Raw genomic sequence first — 22,747 nt, 5'->3', positions numbered from 1 at the left:
ATAGAACTTACAAATACAAAAATATGACTAATACTAACTGCAAAATATTTAAAAATTTAATAAAGTATTTTCTCTTAAAAGCATAAAAAATATGAAAAAAAATTACTTATTTGTCTTGATTTTGTGGAACATTATTTCGTTTGCACAAACCTATGACTACACTATTTACAATACTTCTAATTCTGGAATTGGTAGTAACTATATTGGGGATATTAAAACTGACAATAACGGATTACTATGGATTTCATCATATAGTGGTGTTTCTACTTTTGACGGGAGCACTTGGACATCTTATAACACAACTAATTCAGATATTGCTTCAAATGCTATAATTGAAACTGAAATTGATAACTTAGGAAGAAAATGGATGGCCTCTCAAAACAATGGAATTATTTTATTAGATGGAACTACTTGGACAAATTATACGAGCACAAATTCAGGTCTTCCAAGTAATGATATCTTTAATATTGAGATTGATAGTTCAAATAACTTATGGATTACTTCAGATTCTGGTCTTACAAAGTTTAATGGTATAACATGGACAACTTATAATTCGCTAACAAATATTAATTCTATTGAAATTGACGAAATAGATGGAATTTGGGTTACTAATAATGGCATAATGTACAAATTTAACGGAAATGATTATAATTTCATTTATCAAGGAACCAATAAAATATTGAAAATTTCTGAAGATAAAATCTATGTAGCTGGATTTGATAGCTTATTTACTTTTACAATTGCTGGAGATTTTCTTACTTCATACTATCAAAGTACTTCCTGTCTTGCAGGATACCAGTTAAATGCACTTGATATTAATAATAATAAAGTTTGGATTGCATTTAATGGGGATGGTTTACAAAATTTCAGTGATTGTGTTACTTATACTAATAATAATTCTGGTTTGCCAGATAATTATTTTAATACTATAAAAGCTGAAAATTCAGGAACAATTTGGGCTGGAACTTTACAACTTGGTCTAGTAAAAATGAGTCCAAATAACCCAACTTGCAATCCTCCAAGCCAATTTTGGGCAGATAGTATTACAACAACAACCGCTACACTTAATTGGATAAGTGCAAATCCAACACCTGATGCTTATTTGTATTTATATAATACTGAGCCTGTAATAGGAGGAATTGATGGTAACACAACTTCTACTTCTGCAAATATTAATAATTTATCGCCCAATACCGATTACCATTGGTGGGTGGCTTCAGTTTGTGGTAACGATCAAACGCAATGGTTATATTGTGGTTCATTCACTACATTACAAGCTATAAATTCATCTTGCTGGCAAAACATTAGTGCTGGAGAATATCATTCTTTAGCAATAAAAAATGACGGAACACTTTGGGCTTGGGGTAGAAATGTACTATACCAGTTAGGGGATGGCACTGATGTAACTAAAAACATTCCAACACAAATAGGAACAGCAAATAACTGGGTTAAAGTACATGCTGGTTATTCATCTTCATATGGCATAAAAGCTGATGGAACGCTTTGGAGTTGGGGAAGTAATGGTTATGGAAAATTAGGAACTGGAAATGGAAACTACGTTATAGATACTCCTACTCAAGTAGGAACTGATACAAATTGGCTAGACGTAAGTGATGGATGGAATCACACAATAGCTTTAAAAACAGATGGAACACTTTGGGGTTGGGGGAATAATGAATATGGGCAACTAGGAGATAACACAACAGTGAATAAACCTATTCCAACACAAATTAGTGTTGCTACAAATTGGCAAACTATAGCTACAGGAATAAATCATTCTCTTGCCATAAAAACAGACGGGACGTTATGGTTTTGGGGTTCGAGATTTAATTTATACGGAACCTCGTCTCAAAATAATATTCCTACTCAAATAGGAACAGATTCAAATTGGTTAAAATTAGCTGGAGGTCAACATCATTGTGCAGTTATAAAAACAGATGGAACACTTTGGACTTGGGGTGAAAATTCATCTGGGCAACTTGGCGATGGAACAACTACTTATAGAATAACTCCTATTCAGGTTGGAACTGCAACTGATTGGCTTGATGTGTCTGCCGGTGTTCGTTATACAATTGCTACCAAAAATAATCTTTCTATTTGGAGTTGGGGATATAATTATTCTGGTCAGTTAGGTCTTGGAACATCTGGAAATACTTCTGATGTATATATCCCAACGCAAGTGGGTAGTTCTCTTGATTCAAACAAAATTTCTGCTGGAGGTTATCACGTTTTAGTAATAAACAGCGATGGCTTTATTCGAGGTACAGGAAGCAATGTTGTAGGTCAAATAGGCGATGAAACTTTTATACAAAGAAACACGTTTACTTACATTTCATGCTATCCTTCAACACTTTCTAACGAATATTTTGTTATAAATGAATTAAAATTATACCCAAATCCAGTAAATGATATTTTAAATCTTTCATTTGATAAAGAAATCTCAGCCGTTTCAATTTACAATTTATTTGGGCAAGAAATTATTACAAAACATGTTAATAATAAAGAAACTTCAATAGATGTTGCTGGTTTACATACAGGAACTTATTTGGTAAAAGTCATTTCAATTAATGAAATTAAAACAATGAAAATAGTTAAGAAATAATATTCTATATAAAGTAACCCCAAATTCATTGAATTTGGGGTTTTTTATTTTGAGGAACTTTACGTACACTATTTCAAATACAAATAATGATTGGAATAATCAATAATAGCTTTTCCTTGTAACAACACATCTGCACCAATAATACCATCTACTGCTTTGGTTTTATAACTGTTCAAGGCCTCATTTACATGATTCATATCAAAAATAATCACCACAAGGCTTGTAGTTTTCCAACGGCTCATTTGCAGCGCATTACTTTTTGAAACTTGGGTTTCCATTCCAGTTGCACCTGCTCCAGCAGCTTTCGTTTCTGAGTTTTCAGCAAATAATTGGAACTTTTCTATACCTTCAAAACCTACACAACTATTACTGGCTCCTGTGTCGAGAATAAAAGTACCATTTATGCCATTTATTTTTGCTTTAATAAGTAAATGTTGGGTTTTTAAAACAGTGAATTTTATCTTTTTATATTTCTTTTCTTTTAAGAAATCTTGCAATTCTTCCATAACTCAAAAATAGTACAATTAGGAGAAGAAATCCTAATACATAATGATAAATGTAATTTGTTTCTGGGTTGTCAATAGCGCCATAATATACAAATGCACTCCAGTAGTATGGTGATTTTTTTGTATTTGAAATCGTTTTATTTTCTAAATAATCTATTTTCGATAAATAATTCGATTCGAAGAAGGAATGTTTCTTGTTGTAATGAGTATAAAAATTAGTCATCAATTCTGAAGTAGCATAATCATTAATTTTCCATAAACTAAAAAGTACATTTTTTGCACCGGCATATTGAAATGCTCTAGCAATACTTACAGCACCTTCTCCTTTTTGAATTTTACCAATGCCTGTTTCACAAGCGCTCAAAACTACTAAATCAGGATGACAATTATTTAATCCGTACAATTCATTTACTAGAAGGAGATCATCATATAGCACTAAGGTTGAAGGCGTATTAAATGAACCACTGGTTCCATGGGTAGAAAGATGAATGATGTTGTACAAGCCTATATTTTTTTTAAAATTTTCTCTGTTAGCCATTTCATTCATAAAAAGAATGGCATTGTTCTCCTTTAATGCTTTTGCTTCCTCTAATGAATAGGCTAAATAAGCATTAGTATTTTTAAAAATTGGAAAAAAGCCTACAATGCTACCCTTTTTTTTAAGTGCATAATTTTCACAGTAAAATGAAGCATTAGTTTCATAGGCAATTTTATTTTGATAGACTAGAAAAGGTATTTCAGCGTATAGGGTAGTATTTGTTTTTTTTGTAATCAATGCGTCAAATGACACAAAATGCAGTAATCCATCTGGAATAATAATCAAATTCTTATTTTTTTCAATACTATTTAATCCTATATTTTTATATAACGAATGAGAAGTTGTAATGAAATTGGAAATATCTTCATTAATAGCATGAGCATTATCAAAATAATGAATGTATTTTTTAATTAACTCATTATGATTTTTTATATCTATTTTGTGCCAACTTTTTTGATTGTCATTAAAATAAAAAAGATAGAGTGTCTCATGAGACCAAAAATAATAGGCGAGTTGCGCCTGATCTTTTTTTAGTTTCTGCTCAAAAAATGCCCAATTAAAAATTTGTTTTTGTTCATTCTTTTTAAATTCTTGGTTTATATTTTTAGTAAGATTTTTTAGTGTAATGGTTAGTGTAGTAAGTTCATCATTAATTGTGATTAATTTTTCTTGATTCTCTTGGGTTATTTGCAATCGTATAAAATCATTAATTAAAGATTCTTGTTTCACAAGTAAATCATTTTGCAATTGTAAATTTTTATTATCTGGAAATGTATCTAATAAATTCTTTTGTAATTTTCTTTCTTTCAACGCCCTATTTTTACTTCTTTCTGCATATTCAAAAGCTTTTTCAAGAAAACGTATTGCTTTGCTTTTTTGATATGCTTTCCATAAGATATTTAAGCATTTCTCGGTTCTAATTCTATTCTCGGTTTGATGAATGATTTGAGCTTCTTGGGTTATTATGTTATTAAAAAGTAAATCACTTACATGAAAACTTAATTCATACCATTGTAATTGCTTATTAATGTCTTTCTCAAGTAAGGCTAGACCATCAAAAATTAACAAGAAGGTTGTTTCTGGATACAAAGAATTAGGATCAACAGCATGTATATTCTTTTCAATCGGTAATAAAATTTGTATGGCTTTTATATAGAAATCTTTAGATTTTTCCGTTTGGTTAAGTAAAAAATAGATATTGGCTTCATGTACATATAATTGTGCTAATTCTCTCGCTTCTAATGATTTATTTTTTATTACTTCTTGTTTGGCTTGATTGAGATAGGAAAGGGCTAAATTATGTTGTCCTTTTTGTAAAGCTACGAATGCATTTGTTTTAGGGCTTTTACTTATAAAACTTTCGTTTTCAAGAATTTTATTTTTTTGTATTTTTTGTAAACCAATGGTATTCATGGTTAATTCTTCTTCAATACGATTTTTTTGAAGATTAGTAACATTGGGGTTTTGAGCTATCTTTTGCAACAATTCAATGGCTATTGTATGTTTGCCAATAGTTTTATAAACTATTGATAAATTAATGTAGCCGGAAATAATCGTAGTTTGATCTTGATTTTTTTCTGCTAAAAATAGATATTTCTTGATGATGTTTTCTGCTAAGGTAAAATTACCATTTTTAGTATATAGAGTACCTAATGGCTTTAAACAATATTCGATTATATCGTAATTCGATAGATTATTTTCAGAAAACAATTGCCAAGCTTTTTCATATGAAGTTATTGCTTCCTGTTGAAAATTATTTTTCATTTCATACGAACCTTTGTTACAATATAAAATAACTAAAGCCAATTTTTCATCATTAGTAATAACTGATTTAGAAAATTGAAATTCTTTTTCGTTTAATATTTGCAGTTCTTTTTTGTTTGGATAAGCGACAAAAATATCTATAGCAGTATAAATTTTATCCTCTAAATTTTGAGATAAACTTGAGATGGAAAAAAAGAGAAGAAGAAGACTTTTAAAATTTCCAAATTGCATAGAATTGCCACGAATCAAAATTATTTTTAAAATTTTTATAATATCGGATGCCTAAACTAGGACCAATTCTCGCAAAACCAAACGTGGTATCTAAGAAAAACTGAGTTTGTACTTCCTTTTTTTCAGTTGAAGTTTGAGAATCGTATTGGGCTAATTGCGTATATTCATTTCCAGGAACTAAACTAGGAGAGATGGGTACTTGCATAATCTCATAATACCTTGTTGTGCTTTTTCTTTCTGATGAGGAAGAAATAATTGTGGTTATATGTGGTCCAAAACCTATACCGATGTGGTTATTGATATTATATCTTAATGAAATTGGTACAGTTTCAATTATTTTTCTCGATTGCTCTACTGCGTTTTCTCTTCTTACAAAGGCAACATCTATAATTTGCCCCGTACCCGTATTAAAAGGGCCAACATTTTCAGGTTCGGCTGAAATAGTATTCGTATTTTCGCTTTCAAAATCATGCTTGCTTGCATAAAATTCGCTTTGCCAATAAAATCGATAGGATTTAAAGGGTGAAATAGTAAAACCAGTAAAGTAACTTTTAGAATTACTTAATTTTGGAAAATAATTATAACCTGCTTTTAGTCCTATTGAAATTCCTGGATTAAATCGGGTTCTGGAATAATTGGTTAGAATGGGTTCATTTTTGTCGAAAATTATTTTAGTGCGACTTTTCGTCCCTACTTTATGAAAATCTTCTCCAAATTTTAAACTGTATTTTACGAATCCTTTTGTTGAATCTTTTTCTGTCACATTTTTTTGTTGTGTTCCAGGTAAATAAATATTTTTAAAAGTAAAAATAATTTGTTTTTGTCGAATTACAGTGTCTAAGCAACTATATCGAACTTCTTCATTCTTTGGGCAAATGGGACACTCTGGATACATACTCTCAATTTGAAGGGTCGATTTGTCAAACATATCAGGTACATCCGTTTCTAAACGAATAGTTCTCGCAGGACCTTCACCATCATTTTGAAATCGAGTTTTAAACTTAATTCGTTTAAAGCGCACCAATCTGTAATTGATAAATAAGCCACTTGTAGACATTTTATTCGGATCATGAGAAGTTACAATCTCCATTTCCATGTCTTTTATTTTATGGTTTTCGTAATTATCATCTGGAACATAGATACTTCTTACTTTTAAAATAGCACTCGTATCTTTAATCATTTCTGGAGTAGTTTTTAATGTAAAAAAGATGTTTCTTTGCTCGTTTGGGTTCAGATTTTTAAACGTAATTTTTTTGCCATTTTTAAACTTTTGTTTTGCTTCTTCTATAGATAAAGGGAGGTTCTTTTTCTCAGTAGTATCTTGAAATTTATGGGAATTATAAACTTCATTTTCTGTTGAAGCATATTCAGCTGTTTGGTCATCATAATCAGGATTATAAGCTAATTTTTTTTCTAATTCTGTAATGCTTTCATCAGAATATCTTCTAATTTCTAATAATTCAAAATTATCTTGTTTAAAATCTTTTTCGTTATAATAAAAATAAATTGATCCATTGGTTACATAGTTTTTATCATTTTTATAACTCAAAACAATTACAAAATCTTCTTCAGGTAAAGGTTCTCTATTTCTTCTTAATTCTATGTTGTCATTTAGAATCTGTATTTCATTGTCGGAAACTTCTGCCGTTTCTTTTGTTTGAATTTTTTTTGGCCTAGTTGTAGGTGTTTTTCCACTATCATAATTGTTAGTTGCCCATAATTTTACTTCATAATCACCTGATTTTTTGTAGGTGTGTTTGGGCCTTTCTTTTGTGCTAAATTCTCCGTCTCCAAACTCCCAATAATAACTGTAAAATGCTTTTGGAGCACCAGCAATTTGATTTAAAGCAGGTTTATCTGAGTCAAAATAAAGAGTATTTCCTTCTTGTTGCAATTTTATAATAGCTTTTGGAACTATTGTATCTTGTTTTTTTACTTGAGAATACAATCCAATAAATGAAAAGATAAAAAAAAGAATAGCTATTTTTTTTAGCATAATATCAGATTTTAGGTTTAAATATAAGAAAAAGTGATGAACAAGTCATCACTTTCTCAAAACAAACTAAACTAATTATGGTAGCGCGTTAATTGCAGCAACAAGTTGTGCTTCTGTTCCTACAATTGTTTCGCCAAGAGTGAAATTATATATCGTGTTAGCTGTTATGCTTACAGGTTTTATGGCATATCTCCATTGTCCATTTTCTTCTGTTGCAAAAATAATATGACAAGCTAAACCTATAGGTATTTGACCATAATGTTCAGAAAATTGCCCAGTGGTAGCATCATAGGTGTCTAATTTGGCTAATGCATTACCTTCTCCATCATAATGAAGATAAACTGCACTATTGTCAAAATTGTATCCAGCGGGTACAGTTGCTAAAATTTGAGTTTTTGGACCAGTATGATTATAGAATTTGTCTACATTGGTCCAGCCAAAATTATTAAAGAAAGCATAATAAGTAGATCCATTTGCTCCTTGTTCTAAAAAAACACCACCTTGTCCACCTGTAGGGTCGTTTTCTTCTCGCCATTCTAAATTTCCATCTTCATCCATTTCACCATTCCATAATTTCATGTCATTTTCTTCATTTGTAAGATGGGTAGGGATTCTTAGGTTCATTCCGCAATTCAAGGTTAATTGCTGTCCATTTTGAGTGGCATTGATGTAAAATTCTCCACCTGAAATTAACATCGCTAAATCACCAGTAGGGAGTACTCCCATCGTTGTTTTATCTGTGACTAGCATGCTTCCTCCATCAAAAACTTCTATATATTTAATATCAATAAGTCCTGTTACAGCGTTGCCATTTAAAGACAAACAAGCAGGATTAATATCAATTTCAACCCCATTTGAAGAGGTAAATGTAGTTAGACCATTGGCTACATTAAGTTGGAAATTTTGTGTCATACCTATTAATGCATCTTCTCTTATGGCCTCAAACTCGGCAGCTGTTGGCTTTGGATTACAATCTCCATTACAATCATTATCATCGCTCTTTTCACAACTAATTAATAGTGTGACAATCAGGCTTACTAAAAATGCGAATTGGAAAATCACATTTTTTTTACGGTTTAATAGATTTACATTTTTCATAATTTTTTATTTATAGTTTTTATCATATATCAATAAAGATGTAAAATTGTTACCTCTCAAATATTTACATTTTATAGCTATTTTATTTATAGATACTTTTTAACTAAAAAATGTTACCTCTTATAATTTTACTTTCTATGCTAAACTTTCTATCTTAGCTAATAAATAAGTAGAAATGAGCGACAAAAACACCCATGTAGATCAATTGTATATAGATGGTTTGAAGAATAATGATCCCGTTGTTATTAATGCTATTTATAAAAAATTTGTACCTAAAGTAATACAGTTTATAAAAAATAATAATGGAAGTGCAGACGAAGCGGAAGATGTAATTCAAGAAGTTTTGATTATTATTTTTAAACAAGCTAGAGAAGAAAGTTTAACAATATCTTGTCCTTTCGATGCTTATTTCTTTTTACTTTGTAAAAGACGATGGTTAAACGAATTAAAAAAATCTTCTCGTAAAGGGGTAACATTACAAAATGATAATGTATCTAAAGATGAATCGCTTCTAGAAACGCTTTTCAAAACTGAAATGTATGCAGAAAAACAAGCCTTGTTTGAAAAAATGTTTCAACAATTAGGAGAAAAATGTCAAGAAATACTCAAATTGAGTTTTATAATGAAGAGTATGGAAGAGGTTGCTCAAAAGTTAGCCGTAACCTATGCTTATGTGAGAAAGAAAAAATCACTATGCACAGGACAATTAACAAAATTAATTAAAGAATCGGTTCAGTATCAATCTTTAAAGAATCAGTAAAATGAAAGAGGAAATGTTTTTAGTTTTCGACCAATATTTGGCAAACGAGATGACAAGACAAGAAAAGTTAGACTTTGAAAATCAACTTCAAATAGATGAAGAATTGAAAGAGGAATTTGAATTGTATAGAGCTACAGATTATTACTTACAAAATGAATTTTCATCGGAAACAGAAAATTTTAAAAATAATTTGAAAATTATTTCTAGACAATATCATGACGCATCAAAAGAAAAAAAGAAAAAAATTATACCTATATCTTATAGATGGTATGCTGTTGCTGCGAGTTTATTGTTATTCTTATCTATTTGGTTTTTTATGAAAAATACAATTCCAGAATATTCCGATTTCAATGAACATGAAAAAGCTTATTTTACAGAAAGAGGAGAAACAGATATAAATCTAAAACAAGCTGAAGAAGCTTTTAATAATAAGAATTACAAGATAGCAATAGCTTCTTTTGAAAGTATAAATAGAAAAGAATTAGGAGTTGAAGAGAAATTGATTTATGCTGTTGCTTTATTGGAAGAAGATCAGTTTGTAAAAGCAGAATCTATTTTGCAAAATATTAAAAGTCAGAATACTGTCTTTAAAAATAAAGCTTTGTGGTATTTGGCGATGTCTAAATTAAAACAAAAAGAATATGAAGATTGTAAAGTTTTTTTAGAAGAAATTCCAAAAGAAGCAGAAGAGTATAAAGGGGCACAAATTTTGTTGAGTAAACTATAAAAATAGAAATTAAGTTAGGAAAAAGCTGCTGATTATTCAGTAGCTTTTTTAGTTTAAGCCAAATAAAGATTCTATTTTTGCAACCAAATATAAATCGTTTTGGATACATTATTACAATTAACAGATACACATACTCACTTATATAGTGAAGAATTTGATGCTGATAGAGATGAAATGATGCAACGTGCCTTCAATGTAGGTGTAACGCGTTTTTTTCTGCCTTCTATCGATTCGAGTTGTACGCAAAAGATGTATGATTTGGAAAAACAATATCCAGAGAATATTTTTTTAATGATGGGATTGCATCCAACTTATGTTAAGGAAAACTACAAAGAAGAATTGGTTCATGTAGAAAAGCAATTGGCTTCAAGAAAGTTTTATGCCATTGGAGAAATTGGAATCGATTTGTATTGGGATAAAACCTATTTAAAACAGCAACAAGAAGCTTTTCAGCACCAGATTCAATTGGCAAAAAAATATCAATTGGCTATCAATATTCATTGTAGAGATGCTTTTGATGAAGTTTTTGAAATTTTAGAACAAGAAAGATCTTCAGATTTGTTTGGAATATTCCATTGTTTTACCGGTGATTTTAATCAAGCAAAAAGAGCTATCAATTTAAATATGAAATTAGGAATTGGAGGAGTGGCTACTTTTAAAAACGGTAAAATTGATCAGTTTTTAAATGAAATCGATTTGCAACATATTGTTTTAGAAACGGATGCACCTTATTTAGCGCCTGTTCCTTATCGTGGTAAACGCAATGAAAGTAGCTATACTTTACTTGTGGCTCAAAAATTAGCAGAAATTTATTCCCTTACTGTTGAGGAAATTGCGTTAAAAACAACGGCTAATTCAAAAGCAATTTTCGGAATTTAACGGTGAATTTACTTTCATTAATTATTTTTTTTGTTCTTTTGTGGATTGATTTTTATTAATATGTCAAAATTCGATAGCATTCGTCCTTATTATGATACAGAAGTTAATGAAGCGCTGTGTTCTTCATTAAATCATCCTATGTTGAAAGCAATGATGAATTTTACCTTTCCAGAAACCCCAGATGAGATATGGAAAGAACAGTTAAAAAAAACACATTCTATAAGGGATTTTCAAATAAACTTTGTGTATCAATCTATACAAAAGGTCTTAGAAAAAAGTTCAGATGGATTAACTACTTCTGGATTTGAAAAGTTAGAAAAAAATACTCCTTATTTATTTATTTCGAATCACAGAGATATTATTTTAGATACTTCTTTATTAAATGTATCGCTTTTCGATCATGGTTTAATAATGACAGCTTCAGCTATTGGTGATAATTTAGTTAAAAAAGATTTTGTATTAAAATTATCTAAATTAAATAGAAATTTTTTAGTGCAAAGAAATCTTTCACCAAGAGAATTATTGCAAAGTTCAAAGCTAATGTCAGAATATATGTACCACCTTTTAGGTAGAGAAAATCGTTCAGTTTGGATAGCTCAAAGAGAAGGAAGAACAAAAGATGGGAATGATGCTACACATCAAGGAGTACTTAAGATGGTGGCTATGGCTTCTGATGAAGAAAATGTTATGGATTTCTTTAAGAAATTGAAAGTTGTACCCGTTTCAATTTCTTATGAATATGATCCAACCGACGCTTTAAAAATGCCTCAACTATTAGCACAAGCTAAAGATGAAGTATATATAAAAGAAAAAAATGAAGATTTTATAACTCTTTTAAGCGGAATTATAGGTCAAAAAAAGCACATTCATATTCATGTAGGTGATGTTATAGGTTCTGAATTAGAATTTATAAAAAAGCAACATGAAAATACCAATAAGCAAATACAAGCTTTAGCTAATATTATAGACGATGCTATTCTTCAAAATTATAAATTGTGGCCTACAAATTACATCGCTTATGACATCTTAAATAACACAGAAACTTTTGCATTACACTATACAAAAGAAGAAAAGCAGTTGTTTCAAAGAAGGTTTGAAATGCGTATAGATTATGATAACCCAACTATAAGAGAAGGTTTTTTAGCAATGTATGCTAATCCAGTGGTAAATAAAATGAAATATCAAGATGTCAAATAAGCCAACCATTCTACTTATTTATACAGGAGGTACAATTGGAATGGTTAAAAGTTCCATATCTGGTGCTTTAAAGGCATTTAATTTTAAAAAGTTGCTTAATAAAATACCAGAAATAAAACTTTTAGATTGTGAAATAGATACTATTTCTTTTGAAGAACCTATAGATTCTTCAAATATGAATGTAGATTATTGGCAACAAATAGCAAAAATTATTAAAGAAAATTTCACAAAATTTGATGGTTTTGTTGTTTTGCATGGATCCGATACCATGTCCTATAGCGCTTCTGCATTAAGTTTTATGCTGGAAAACTTAAATAAACCAGTCGTTTTTACGGGTTCTCAATTGCCTATTGGAGATTTACGAACAGATGCAAAAGAAAACTTAATAACTGCGATACAAATTGCTTCACTTAAAGAAAAAGGAAAAGCTGTTATTCAAGAAGTATGTTTGTATTTTGAATATAAGCTATATAGAGGAAACAGAACTACAAAAATTAGTGCCGAGCATTTCAATGCTTTTGCATCACCAAACTTTCCGGAATTAGCTGAGTCAGGAGTGCATTTAAAAGTAAATAAAGAAGCGGTTTTAAAAAAAGAAGGTAACAAAGCATTAAAAGTAAATCTTGATTTTGATACCAATGTCGTGATTTTAAAAGTTTTTCCAGGAATAACAAAAGAAGTTATTGATGCAATAATAAATATAAAAGGTTTAAAAGGTATTGTTTTAGAAACTTATGGTTCAGGAAATGCTCCTTCACAAGATTGGTTTGTAAAAAAAATCGAAGAAGCAATAAAGCATAACATTCATGTAGTAAATGTTACTCAGTGTAGTGGTGGTGCCGTAACGATGGGGCAATATGAGACAAGTACACAATTAAAAAATATAGGTGTAATTTCAGGATTTGACATTACTACTGAAGCAGCTATTACAAAATTGATGTATATGTTAGGGCAAAAAGTGGCAAATAAAGTGTTTAAAACTATTTTTGAAACGAGCCTAAGAGGAGAAATATGATAAAAAAAAGCATTAAAATTTTTATACGTGAGATTTTTTGCGTTATTTAGCGCCCTTGAAATTGAACATTTTTCAATGGAGAGGTGTCCGAGAGGTCGAAGGAGCATGCCTGGAAAGTATGTATGCCCCTAAAGGGCATCGAGGGTTCGAATCCCTTCCTCTCCGCAAGAATAAAATATTTTTAATTTCATAAATAATTTTATAAATTTAACCCAATTAACTAATTAAATTAAGAACAAAAGCGATGAAAAGATTATTTTCTATTTTAGCAATCACAGGGCTTATGACTTTTGGTAACATTCAAGCTCAAGAATCTACTGCAGCTGATACGACTGCAACTGCTACTGAAATGGTTGAAGAAACAACTGCTGACACTGTAGCTGCAGCTGATACAGCAACAGAAGAAGGTGTTGAGGAAGTTGTTACAACAACAGATGAAGAGCCAACATTTACTCAAAAAATGAAACAACGTTTCATTGAAGGTGGTCCTGGATTTATGGGAATTGTATTAATCTGTTTGATTTTAGGATTAGCAATTGCTATTGAAAGAATTATTTATTTAAATCTTTCTACAACTAATTCTAAAAAATTAATTTCTGATGTAGAAGATGCATTAAAATCTGGTGGGGTTGAAGCTGCTAAAGAAGTTTGTAGAAATACTTCTGGTCCAGTTGCGTCAATTTTCTATCAAGGTTTAGATAGACATTCTCACGGTATTGAATCTGCTGAAAAAGCTGTTGTAGCTTACGGAGGAGTTCAAATGGGACAATTAGAGAAAAATGTATCTTGGATTTCATTATTCATCGCGTTAGCACCGATGTTAGGATTCATGGGAACGGTAATCGGTATGATCGAAGCGTTTGACCAAATTCAATCAGCAGGATCTATGGAGCCATCTTTAGTTGCTGGAGGTATTAAAGTAGCGTTATTAACAACAGTATTTGGTCTTATTGTTGCAATTATTTTACAGGTTTTCTACAATTATATCATTGCTAAAATCGATTCTATCGTTAACGATATGGAAGATGCTTCAATTAGCTTAATTGATATCTTGTCAGACTACAGAAAATAATAACAAAAAAAGATAATTCTCATGAATTTACATAAATTAACAAAAATTGCAGTTATCATCATTGCAGTATTAAGCGTTATCTTTTTAGGTTTGCTTATGAATGCAAGTGAGGATGGTGCAGAGAACAAATGGATTTCACCTTTAATCTTTTTATCTTATGTAGTATTAGCTATATGTGTTGGTATTGTATTGATATATGTATTAAAGAATTTGTTTTCTGATAAAGCGAATTTAAAGAAGACTTTAATTTCTGTTGCTCTATTTGCTGGTGTACTTTTAATTTCTTATTTACTTGCAAATGGCGATGAAGTTAAAGCTAATGGAATAGTTTATTCTGGATCAACACCTAAACTAGTTGGAGCGGGATTAAACGCTTTTTATATCCTAACAGTAGTTGCAATTGGAACTATGGTTTGGGCTGGATTCACAAAAATTAGAAAATAATTATGGCAAAAAGAGAAGCACCAGAAGTTAATGCTGGTTCTATGGCAGATATTGCTTTCCTACTTTTAATCTTCTTCTTGGTCACAACAACCATTGGAGTTGATCAGGGAATCAATAGATTATTGCCTAGATGGGAAGATAATCCCCCAGTTCCGCCTATTAACGAAAGAAATATTATGCGTGTTTTAGTAAACAAGGATAATTTGCTTTTAGTTAATGAACAGCCTATGGATATTAAAGATTTAAGACAAGCTGCTATTGATTTCTTAGATAATAATGGTGCGCAACAATGTTCTTATTGTCAAGGAAAAAAAGACCCTTTGTCGTCTGATAGCCCTGATGATGCAGTTATTTCTTTAATGAATGACGGTCAAACTACATATCAAACATATATTGCAGTTCAAAATGAACTAGTAGCGGCTTATTATTTTCTTAGAGATAGAGAAAGTATGAGACGTTATAATAGAAAATATACTGAGATAGAATATGTAGCTAATGATCCTGCTTCAAAAGCAGAAGAAGGATTGGTTGAGAAATTAGAGCCTATGGTAAAGACTATTCAAGATTTATATCCTATGAGGCTTTCTGAGGCAGAACCAAGAAAGAACTAATAACCCTTTAAGTTTTAGAAATTATGTCTAAATTTAAAAAGAAAAAATCAGGTGCTATACCTGCAATTTCAACAGCATCGTTACCAGATATCGTATTTATGCTTTTGTTCTTTTTCATGACTGCCACTACAATGAAAGACAGTGATTTGATGATTGAGAATAGATTGCCAAAAGCAGATCAAACGGCTAAGTTGCATAAAAAGAATTACGTAATGTATATTTATGCTGGTAAGCCAAAACCTAATTATGCTTCTTTAGGAGCTTCAGATCGTATTCAGTTGAATGATAAAATTTCATCAGTTGCTGATATTAGGAGTTTTGTAATTACTGAAAGAGCTGAAAGAAATTCTGAAGATGAAAAATACTTAACGGCTTCATTTAAAGTAGATAAAGACGTAAGAATGGGTTTGATTCAAGATATCAAAACAGAGTTACGTAAAGTGGAACAGTTAAAAGTTAACTATACAACTAATCAAGGTAATCCGCTAGAAAAATAAATCTTTTCAGTTACTATATAAAAGGTACGCCATGGCGTACCTTTTTTTATTACATTTATGCTATTAAATTATAAAATGATTTTAATGAATAGGTTGTTTTTTATATTTCCCGTATTTTTAATTTATACTATGGCTTTTTCGCAAGAGAGTTCTAAGAAAATTGCTGTGGATTCGTTATTTAGAGAAGATCAATTTTATTTTACGGTAACTTACAACTTATTAAGAAATACCCCCGAAGGATATTCACAATACTCATTTTCTTCCGGCTTAACTTTTGGTTTTTTAAGAGATATGCCTTTTACTAAAGATAGAAATTGGGCAGTTGCCTTAGGACTAGGCTATTCATATAATGATATTAAGCACAATCTTAAAGTTGCTAAGATAGATGCTACTGAAAATAATATATATACCATTGATAATTCTTATGATAAAAGTAAATTGCGATTGCACTATTTAGAATTACCATTAGAAATAAGATGGAGAAATGCTTCTTATGAGAGTCATAAATTTTGGAGAATTTATACTGGTTTTAAAGTAAGCTATTTATTAGCAAGTAAAAGTATATTTGTTTCGAATAATGAGAGCTATTATATTCAAAACAGTAATGAACTTACAAAATTTCAATACGGACCTTATCTAAGTGTAGGTTATAATACGATTAATCTGTATGCTTATTATGGATTAAAATCGAATTTTGATAATGTTGATATAGGAAGTAAGGATTTGGGGTTAAATTCTTTTAATATCGGTTTTGTTTTTTATATTTTATAACCAATATATCCAAAAAGTTATTTGTGATATTATACCTATTAAACTTCCTGCTATTAATTCAATAATATTGTGCGATTTCATATATAATCGGGAGGATGCAACGAATCCAATTATCATTATTAAAAAAGCGATAGTAAAAATTAAGTTTAGTTCTAAATGTAAACTTAAGCCATAAATAAATGTAGTTAGAGAAGTAATACCTATCATATGCAAACTGGCTTTGAATTTTAAAGCTACAGCAATAAATGCCAGCATACTACTTAAAAAACCTCCAAAAAAGAAATAATATAAAGGAGGAATACTATCAAAAGAAGAGCTAAATTTTATTAGAATAAGTAATAAAATGGATTGAATTAATATAGGGATTTTTCTTTCTTTAATACTTGCTTCAGTAAACGACTTAATCAAGCCCATGGAATAAAAGAGATAATATAAAGATAAAGGAAGTAGTAATGTAATAATGCTTACTTGTAATAATATAACATAAAGAAGTGTCTGATATAAATACATTTGTGACACAAAAAAATAAAATAATGTGCCATATATGGAGATAAATATGGGGTGAAAAATATAAGAAAAGGAAGGTAAATTTTTTTTTAAATCCATTCTTATATTTCTTTTCTTAATCGAGCGACAGGGATGTCTAATTGTTCCCTATATTTAGCAACAGTTCTTCTAGCAATAGGATAACCTCTTTCTTTTAACATTTCGGCTAGTTTGTCATCTGGTAATGGTTTCTTCTTGTCTTCTTCATTGATAACCACTTCGAGTATTTTTTTTATTTCTATTGTTGAAACGTCTTCACCTTGGTCGTTTTTCATAGCTTCACTAAAGAAATCTTTTATCAATTTAGTTCCGTAGGGCGTTTCAACATATTTGCTATTAGCTACTCTAGAAACGGTTGAAATATCTAAACCAATTAAATCGGCAATATCTTTTAAAATCATTGGTTTTAACTTGGTTTCATCACCGTCAAGGAAATATTCTTCTTGATAATGCATAATTGCATTCATAGTAACAAAGAGTGTTTCTTGTCTTTGCTTAATGGCATCAATGAACCATTTTGCAGAATCTAATTTTTGTTTTATAAATTGAACGGCATCTTTTTGAGAATTCGTTTTTTCTGAAGAAACTTTATAGGTTTGTAACATGTCTTGATAATCTTTTGAAACATGTAGTTCTGGAGTGTTTCTACTGTTTAACTGAAGATCAAGTTCGCCATCAATTATGCGAATAGTAAAATCGGGTACAACATGTTCAATAGGTTTTTGGTTGCCATCGTATGCTCCACCAGGTTTAGGGTTTAATTTTTCAATTTCATCAATTACTTTTTTTAATTGATCTTTAGAGATTTCATACTTTAAAAGTAATTTTTCATAATGTTTCTTAGTAAAAGCGTCAAATTGATTTTCAATGATATCAATGGCTAATTCTATAGAGTCAGTAGGTGTTTTATGCTTTAATTGTAGCAATAAACATTCTTGTAAGTCTCTAGCAGCAACTCCAGAGGGTTCAAGTTCTTGTACGATTCCGAGTATTCTTGTAACCATCTTTTCATCGGTATAAATACCTTGAGTAAAAGCTAAATCATCTACGATATCTTGGATACTTCTTCTTATATATCCCATATCATCAATACTTCCTACTAAAAACTCGGCAATATCTCTTTCTTCATCCGTTAATATGAATGTGTTTAATTGATTCAGTAAATCTTGATGAAAAGTAACTCCTGCAATAAAAGGCATACTGTTGTCTTCGTCATCGTCACTATAATTATTAGCTTGATATTTATAGTCCGGAGTTTCATCATTACTTAAATATTCGTCAATATTAATGTCTTCAGTATCAATCCTTTCTCCTTCATAGTCATCATAGTCATCTTGATTTGAAGAGTCTCCAAAATCATCATATTCAAAATTTTCTTCTTTCCCGTTTTCTAGTGCTGGATTTTCTACTAGTTCTTCTTGTAATCGTTGTTCAAAAGCTTGTGTAGGTAATTGAATTAACTTCATCAACTGAATTTGTTGAGGAGATAATTTTTGAGATAATTTGAATTGTAAACTTTGTTTTAGCATTGTAAATTGGGATCAGAAACTAGTAATCGTTTAGTCGAATATACAAATATACGACTAAACGATTAAATAAGGAATATTAAAATTCTGCGTTTTGTGGTGTTCTTGGGAAAGGAATTACATCTCTGATGTTTGTCATTCCAGTAACAAATAAAACTAATCTTTCAAAACCAAGTCCGAAACCAGAATGTACTGCAGTACCAAAACGTCTTGTGTCTAAGTACCACCATAATTCTTCTTCTTCAATACCTAATACTTTCATTTTTTCAATTAATACCTCTAAACGTTCTTCTCTTTGAGAACCTCCTACAATTTCACCAATTCCAGGGAAAAGAATATCCATAGCTCTCACCGTTTGTCCATCATCATTTAATCGCATATAAAATGCTTTAATTTTTGCTGGATAATCAAACAGGATTACGGGACATTTAAAGTGTTTTTCCACTAAAAAACGCTCATGTTCACTTTGTAGATCTGCACCCCATTCATCAATGATGTAATTGAATTTTTTATTTTTATTTGGTTTACTATTTTTTAAAATATCAATAGCTTCAGTATAAGAAACACGTTTGAAATTATTGTCTAGTACAAAATTTAATTTTTCTAATAAACTCATTTCACTACGCTCTGCTATCGGTTTTGATTTTTCTTCTTCTAATAGTCTTCCTTCTAAGAATTTTAAATCATCTTCACATTTATCAACAGTATATTTGATTACATATTTAATGAAATCTTCTGCTAAATCCATGTTGTCTGCTAAATCGTTGAATGCAACTTCAGGTTCAATCATCCAAAATTCTGCTAGATGCCTAGAAGTATTAGAATTTTCAGCTCTAAAAGTAGGTCCGAAAGTATATACTTGCCCTAAAGCCATGGCATATGTTTCTGCTTCTAATTGACCTGAAACAGTAAGATTTGTTTCTTTACCGAAAAAATCTTCTTTATAATTTACTTTTCCTTCATCATTTCTTGGTGTATTATCAAATGGTAAAGCAGTTACTTTAAACATTTCTCCAGCTCCTTCTGCATCTGAACCTGTAATAATAGGTGTGTTTACATAAACAAATCCTTTTTCTTGAAAATATTGATGTACAGCAAATGATAATACAGAACGCACACGCATAATAGCACTAAATGTATTTGTACGAACTCTTAAATGAGCTTGTTCTCTAAGAAATTCTAAACTCGGACGATTTCTTAATTGTATAGGATATTTTTCAGCATCACTATCACCTAAAATTTCAATTTTTGTAACTTGAATTTCAACCGATTGTCCTTTGCCTTGACTTTCTTGTAATGTTCCAGTTACAGCAATGGCAGCACTCGTTGTAATTCTTTTCAAAATGTCTTCAGGTGTATTTTCAAAATCTACTACACACTGAATATTATTTAGTGTAGATCCATCATTTAAAGCAATAAACTGATTATTTCTAAAAGATCTTACCCAACCTTTTGCAGTTACTTCTTGTAATGTTTTAGTATTGTTTAATAGGTCTATGACTTTAATATGTTTCATTGTTTTTAAATTTAATATGCAAATATAAAATTATTCGTTTTCAGTTTCAATATCTTCTTTATCCTCTGCTAAAATATCAATTGTTGGTTCAGTAAATTCTTGTTCATTAGCTATAGAACGTTCTAATGAAAGTAATAATGCAGGTAAAAAAATTAAATTAGATAACATGGCAAATAATAAAGTAGTAGCCACCAATCCTCCTAAAGCTATTGTGCCTCCAAAACTAGAAAGCGTAAATACTGAGAAACCAAAAAATAATACCACAGAAGTATAAAACATGCTTACTCCAGCATCTTTAACGGTGTTATATACCGATTTTTTTATCCTCCAATTGTTTGCAATCAATTCCTGACGGTATTTGGCTAAAAAATGGATAGTATCATCTACTGAAATACCAAAAGCAATACTGAAAACTAAGATGGTTGAAGGTTTAATAGGAACTCCCAAAAAGCCCATTATTCCAGCTGTTATAATAAGAGGTAGAATGTTAGGTAATAAGGAGATGATTATCATTTTAAACGAACGGAATAAATAAGCCATTAATAAAGAAATGAGAAAAACGGCAAACACAAGTGAGACTACTAAGTTTTTAACTAAATAATGTGTGCCTTTTTCAAAAATATAAGCTTTACCCGTAATAGTTACATTATATCTCTCTTTTGGAAAAAGTTTGTCAATTTTTTGAATTAATCGATCTTCAGTATGTTTCATTCTGTCTGTACCAATGTCTCTCATAAAGGTGGTAATTCTTACAAATTGACCCGTACTGTCGATGTAGCTTTTTAGAAGATTTTCTTTTCCTTTGCCCGTTGAGTTTTTTATGTAAGATAAAATGAAAGCTTCTTCTTGCTTAGTAGGTAATTCATAGTATTCTGGATTACCATTATAATAAGTTTGCTTAGCGTATTTTAATAAATTAACTAATGAAACGGGTTTTGAAAGCTCTGGAATTTCTTCTATGGTTTCTTGAAGTTCATTAATTCTTTTTAATGTAGCCGATTTTAAGGCTCCTTTTGGTTTTTTAGTATCGATCATGATTTCTAATGGCATGACCCCATCGAATTCTTTTTCGTAGAAACGAATATCTTCAAAGAAACCTGTGTTTTTTGGCATATCTTCAATTATGCTACCAGATATTCTCATTTGAGTAATCCCTATAAGACCAAAAACTAATAATCCTACAGCAACAAAATAAATAGCAACTGTTTTTTTCTTTATTGTAACTAATATCCAATCAATAAGAAATTGGATATAGTTTTTTTCTAAGTGTGCTAAGTGCTTGTCTTTTGGTAATGGCATGTAACTATAGATAATAGGAATTATTATCAAACACAAGAAGAATAAAAAGATAATATTTAACGAGGCAATGATTCCAAATTCTTTTAGTAAATCACTATCCGTAATAATAAAGGTTGCGAAACCTGCAGCTGTTGTAAGGTTTGTCATTAAAGTAGCATTTCCTACTCTAGAAATTACACGTTGTAAAGACTTGGCTTTATTTCCATGTTTTTTGATTTCTTGCTGATATTTATTAATTAAAAAGATGCAATTAGGTATTCCTATCACAATAATTAATGGTGGAATAATTGCTGTTAAAACTGTAATTTCATAGTTTAATAGACCAATGGTTCCAAAAGACCACATCACCGCTATGGTAACTATAATCATAGAAATAGATGTAGCTCTAAAACTTCTAAAGAAAAAGAAAAAAAGTAATGAGGTAATACCTAAAGCAGCACCAACAAATAATCCAATTTCGCTTAAAATACTTTGCGAATTTAAAGTTCTAATATATGGCATTCCTGATATTTTTAAATCAATACCAGTTGCTTTTTCAAAAGCTTCTATTTTTTGTTCGCTAAGATATTTGTTAACAAATTCTTTTCTTTTAGGTGTATTTACAATTTTTTTATTAATATAAATAGCAAAGCGAACCGCTCCCGATTCTTTATTAAACAGCATGCTTTCATAAAAAGGCAAATTGTTAAATAGTTCATCTCTCTTTTCTTTTAAATAAGTGTCAGAAAGTTTTGAGTTATTTACAAATGGAACTAAGTTAAATTTTTGGTTTAAAGTATCTTTCTTTAGTATCTTTAAATCACTAATTGATAAAGTTAAATCAACTGCTTTGTCTTTTTTAATTTCATTGATGAAGTCTTCCCAAAGCCTAACATTTTTTTCGGTAAAAAAGGCATCATCTTTAAAACCTATTACGATAAGGTTTCCTTCTTCACCAAATTTTTCTAAGAAAAGATTATATTGTACAGAAATGTCATTATCCTTTGGTAATATATTTGCTTCAGTATAGGTCATTCGGATTTTTTTCCATTGGAATGCCATAAACAAGGTAAAAAGCACTAGTGCAACTAAAAGTCCTATTCTGTTGCGTAATATCTTGCTAGCAATAAAATCCCAAAAACTGGTCGTTAGCCATTTAATCATCGTCTCAAA

At 30.1% G+C, this 22,747-nt stretch carries 19 protein-coding genes and 1 tRNA gene; 12 read left to right on the top strand and 8 right to left on the bottom strand.

The annotated features are described in order from the left end of the window. Window positions 1–91: 91 nt before the first annotated feature. Window positions 92–2,602: a T9SS type A sorting domain-containing protein gene (locus HALO113_RS07940; protein WP_159778515.1), complete on the top strand. Its 2,511-nt coding sequence runs from the start codon at window positions 92–94 to the stop codon at window positions 2,600–2,602. A 68-nt stretch (window positions 2,603–2,670) separates the two neighbouring features. Here HALO113_RS07940 and HALO113_RS07935 read toward each other — a convergent pair whose 3' ends face one another. The 4 genes from HALO113_RS07935 to HALO113_RS07920 form a co-directional block, all read right to left on the bottom strand. Continuing rightward, on the bottom strand, window positions 2,671–3,108 hold the full coding sequence (locus HALO113_RS07935; RefSeq protein ID WP_159778514.1) for a retropepsin-like aspartic protease: 438 nt from the start codon (window positions 3,106–3,108) through the stop codon (window positions 2,671–2,673). Next, complete coding sequence (locus HALO113_RS07930) at window positions 3,068–5,659, bottom strand: CHAT domain-containing protein (protein ID WP_159778513.1); 2,592 nt, start codon at window positions 5,657–5,659, stop codon at window positions 3,068–3,070. The genes HALO113_RS07935 and HALO113_RS07930 overlap by 41 nt, the downstream gene beginning before the upstream one ends. Next, entirely contained in the window at window positions 5,622–7,637 is a 2,016-nt protein-coding gene (locus tag HALO113_RS07925; RefSeq protein WP_159778512.1) for a PKD domain-containing protein, read from the bottom strand. The genes HALO113_RS07930 and HALO113_RS07925 overlap by 38 nt, the downstream gene beginning before the upstream one ends. A gap of 75 nt (window positions 7,638–7,712) precedes the next feature. After that, on the bottom strand, window positions 7,713–8,735 hold the full coding sequence (locus HALO113_RS07920) for a hypothetical protein (protein ID WP_159778511.1): 1,023 nt from the start codon (window positions 8,733–8,735) through the stop codon (window positions 7,713–7,715). Window positions 8,736–8,910: 175 nt separating this feature from the next. Between HALO113_RS07920 and HALO113_RS07915 the strand changes: the two genes are divergently transcribed. From HALO113_RS07915 to HALO113_RS07865, 11 genes are all read left to right on the top strand, one after another. Then, entirely contained in the window at window positions 8,911–9,495 is a 585-nt protein-coding gene (locus HALO113_RS07915; RefSeq protein ID WP_159778510.1) for an RNA polymerase sigma factor, read from the top strand. Between the two features lies 1 nt (window position 9,496). Continuing rightward, window positions 9,497–10,222 (top strand): tetratricopeptide repeat protein, encoded by a 726-nt coding sequence (locus HALO113_RS07910; RefSeq protein WP_159778509.1) that lies wholly within the window; start codon window positions 9,497–9,499, stop codon window positions 10,220–10,222. Between the two features lie 99 nt (window positions 10,223–10,321). Further along, window positions 10,322–11,101, top strand: a complete 780-nt coding sequence (locus HALO113_RS07905) for a TatD family hydrolase (protein ID WP_159778508.1) — start codon at window positions 10,322–10,324, stop codon at window positions 11,099–11,101. A gap of 60 nt (window positions 11,102–11,161) precedes the next feature. Further along, window positions 11,162–12,298: a 1-acyl-sn-glycerol-3-phosphate acyltransferase gene (locus HALO113_RS07900; protein WP_159778507.1), complete on the top strand. Its 1,137-nt coding sequence runs from the start codon at window positions 11,162–11,164 to the stop codon at window positions 12,296–12,298. Further along, the gene (locus tag HALO113_RS07895) at window positions 12,288–13,313 is read left to right on the top strand and encodes an asparaginase (protein WP_159778506.1); all 1,026 of its coding nucleotides are present in this window, start codon (window positions 12,288–12,290) and stop codon (window positions 13,311–13,313) included. Before HALO113_RS07900 ends, HALO113_RS07895 begins: the two co-directional genes overlap by 11 nt. Window positions 13,314–13,390: 77 nt before the next feature. Beyond that, a tRNA-Ser gene (locus HALO113_RS07890) sits at window positions 13,391–13,478 on the top strand. 79 nt (window positions 13,479–13,557) lie between these two features. Next, window positions 13,558–14,385 (top strand): MotA/TolQ/ExbB proton channel family protein, encoded by an 828-nt coding sequence (locus tag HALO113_RS07885; protein WP_159778505.1) that lies wholly within the window; start codon window positions 13,558–13,560, stop codon window positions 14,383–14,385. A gap of 21 nt (window positions 14,386–14,406) precedes the next feature. Continuing rightward, window positions 14,407–14,829 carry a hypothetical protein gene (locus HALO113_RS07880; RefSeq protein WP_159778504.1) on the top strand — a complete coding sequence of 141 codons (423 nt, stop codon included), beginning with the start codon at window positions 14,407–14,409 and terminating at the stop codon, window positions 14,827–14,829. Between the two features lie 2 nt (window positions 14,830–14,831). Then, the gene (locus HALO113_RS07875; RefSeq protein WP_159778503.1) at window positions 14,832–15,440 is read left to right on the top strand and encodes a biopolymer transporter ExbD; all 609 of its coding nucleotides are present in this window, start codon (window positions 14,832–14,834) and stop codon (window positions 15,438–15,440) included. Between the two features lie 23 nt (window positions 15,441–15,463). Beyond that, window positions 15,464–15,937: a biopolymer transporter ExbD gene (locus HALO113_RS07870; protein ID WP_159778502.1), complete on the top strand. Its 474-nt coding sequence runs from the start codon at window positions 15,464–15,466 to the stop codon at window positions 15,935–15,937. An 84-nt stretch (window positions 15,938–16,021) separates the two neighbouring features. Then, window positions 16,022–16,708, top strand: coding sequence for a porin family protein (locus HALO113_RS07865; RefSeq protein ID WP_236554621.1), 687 nt, complete (start codon window positions 16,022–16,024; stop codon window positions 16,706–16,708). Here the strand turns inward: HALO113_RS07865 and HALO113_RS07860 are convergent. From HALO113_RS07860 to HALO113_RS07845, 4 genes are all read right to left on the bottom strand, one after another. Continuing rightward, on the bottom strand, window positions 16,703–17,218 hold the full coding sequence (locus tag HALO113_RS07860; protein WP_159778500.1) for a hypothetical protein: 516 nt from the start codon (window positions 17,216–17,218) through the stop codon (window positions 16,703–16,705). The two genes, HALO113_RS07865 and HALO113_RS07860, sit on opposite strands and share 6 nt — an antisense overlap. A gap of 98 nt (window positions 17,219–17,316) precedes the next feature. Then, on the bottom strand, window positions 17,317–18,783 hold the full coding sequence (rpoN, locus tag HALO113_RS07855; RefSeq protein WP_159778499.1) for an RNA polymerase factor sigma-54: 1,467 nt from the start codon (window positions 18,781–18,783) through the stop codon (window positions 17,317–17,319). A gap of 76 nt (window positions 18,784–18,859) precedes the next feature. Beyond that, window positions 18,860–20,296, bottom strand: coding sequence for an asparagine--tRNA ligase (gene asnS / locus HALO113_RS07850; protein ID WP_159778498.1), 1,437 nt, complete (start codon window positions 20,294–20,296; stop codon window positions 18,860–18,862). A gap of 30 nt (window positions 20,297–20,326) precedes the next feature. Further along, entirely contained in the window at window positions 20,327–22,738 is a 2,412-nt protein-coding gene (locus HALO113_RS07845; protein WP_159778497.1) for an RND family transporter, read from the bottom strand. Window positions 22,739–22,747: the final 9 nt, after the last annotated feature.

Source organism: Flavobacterium sp. 9AF, from assembly GCF_902506265.1.
Classification (GTDB): Bacteria; Bacteroidota; Bacteroidia; order Flavobacteriales; family Flavobacteriaceae; genus Flavobacterium.
The sequence above is the reverse complement of the archived record's forward strand: the minus strand, read 5'-3'. Positions and strand labels throughout refer to the sequence as shown.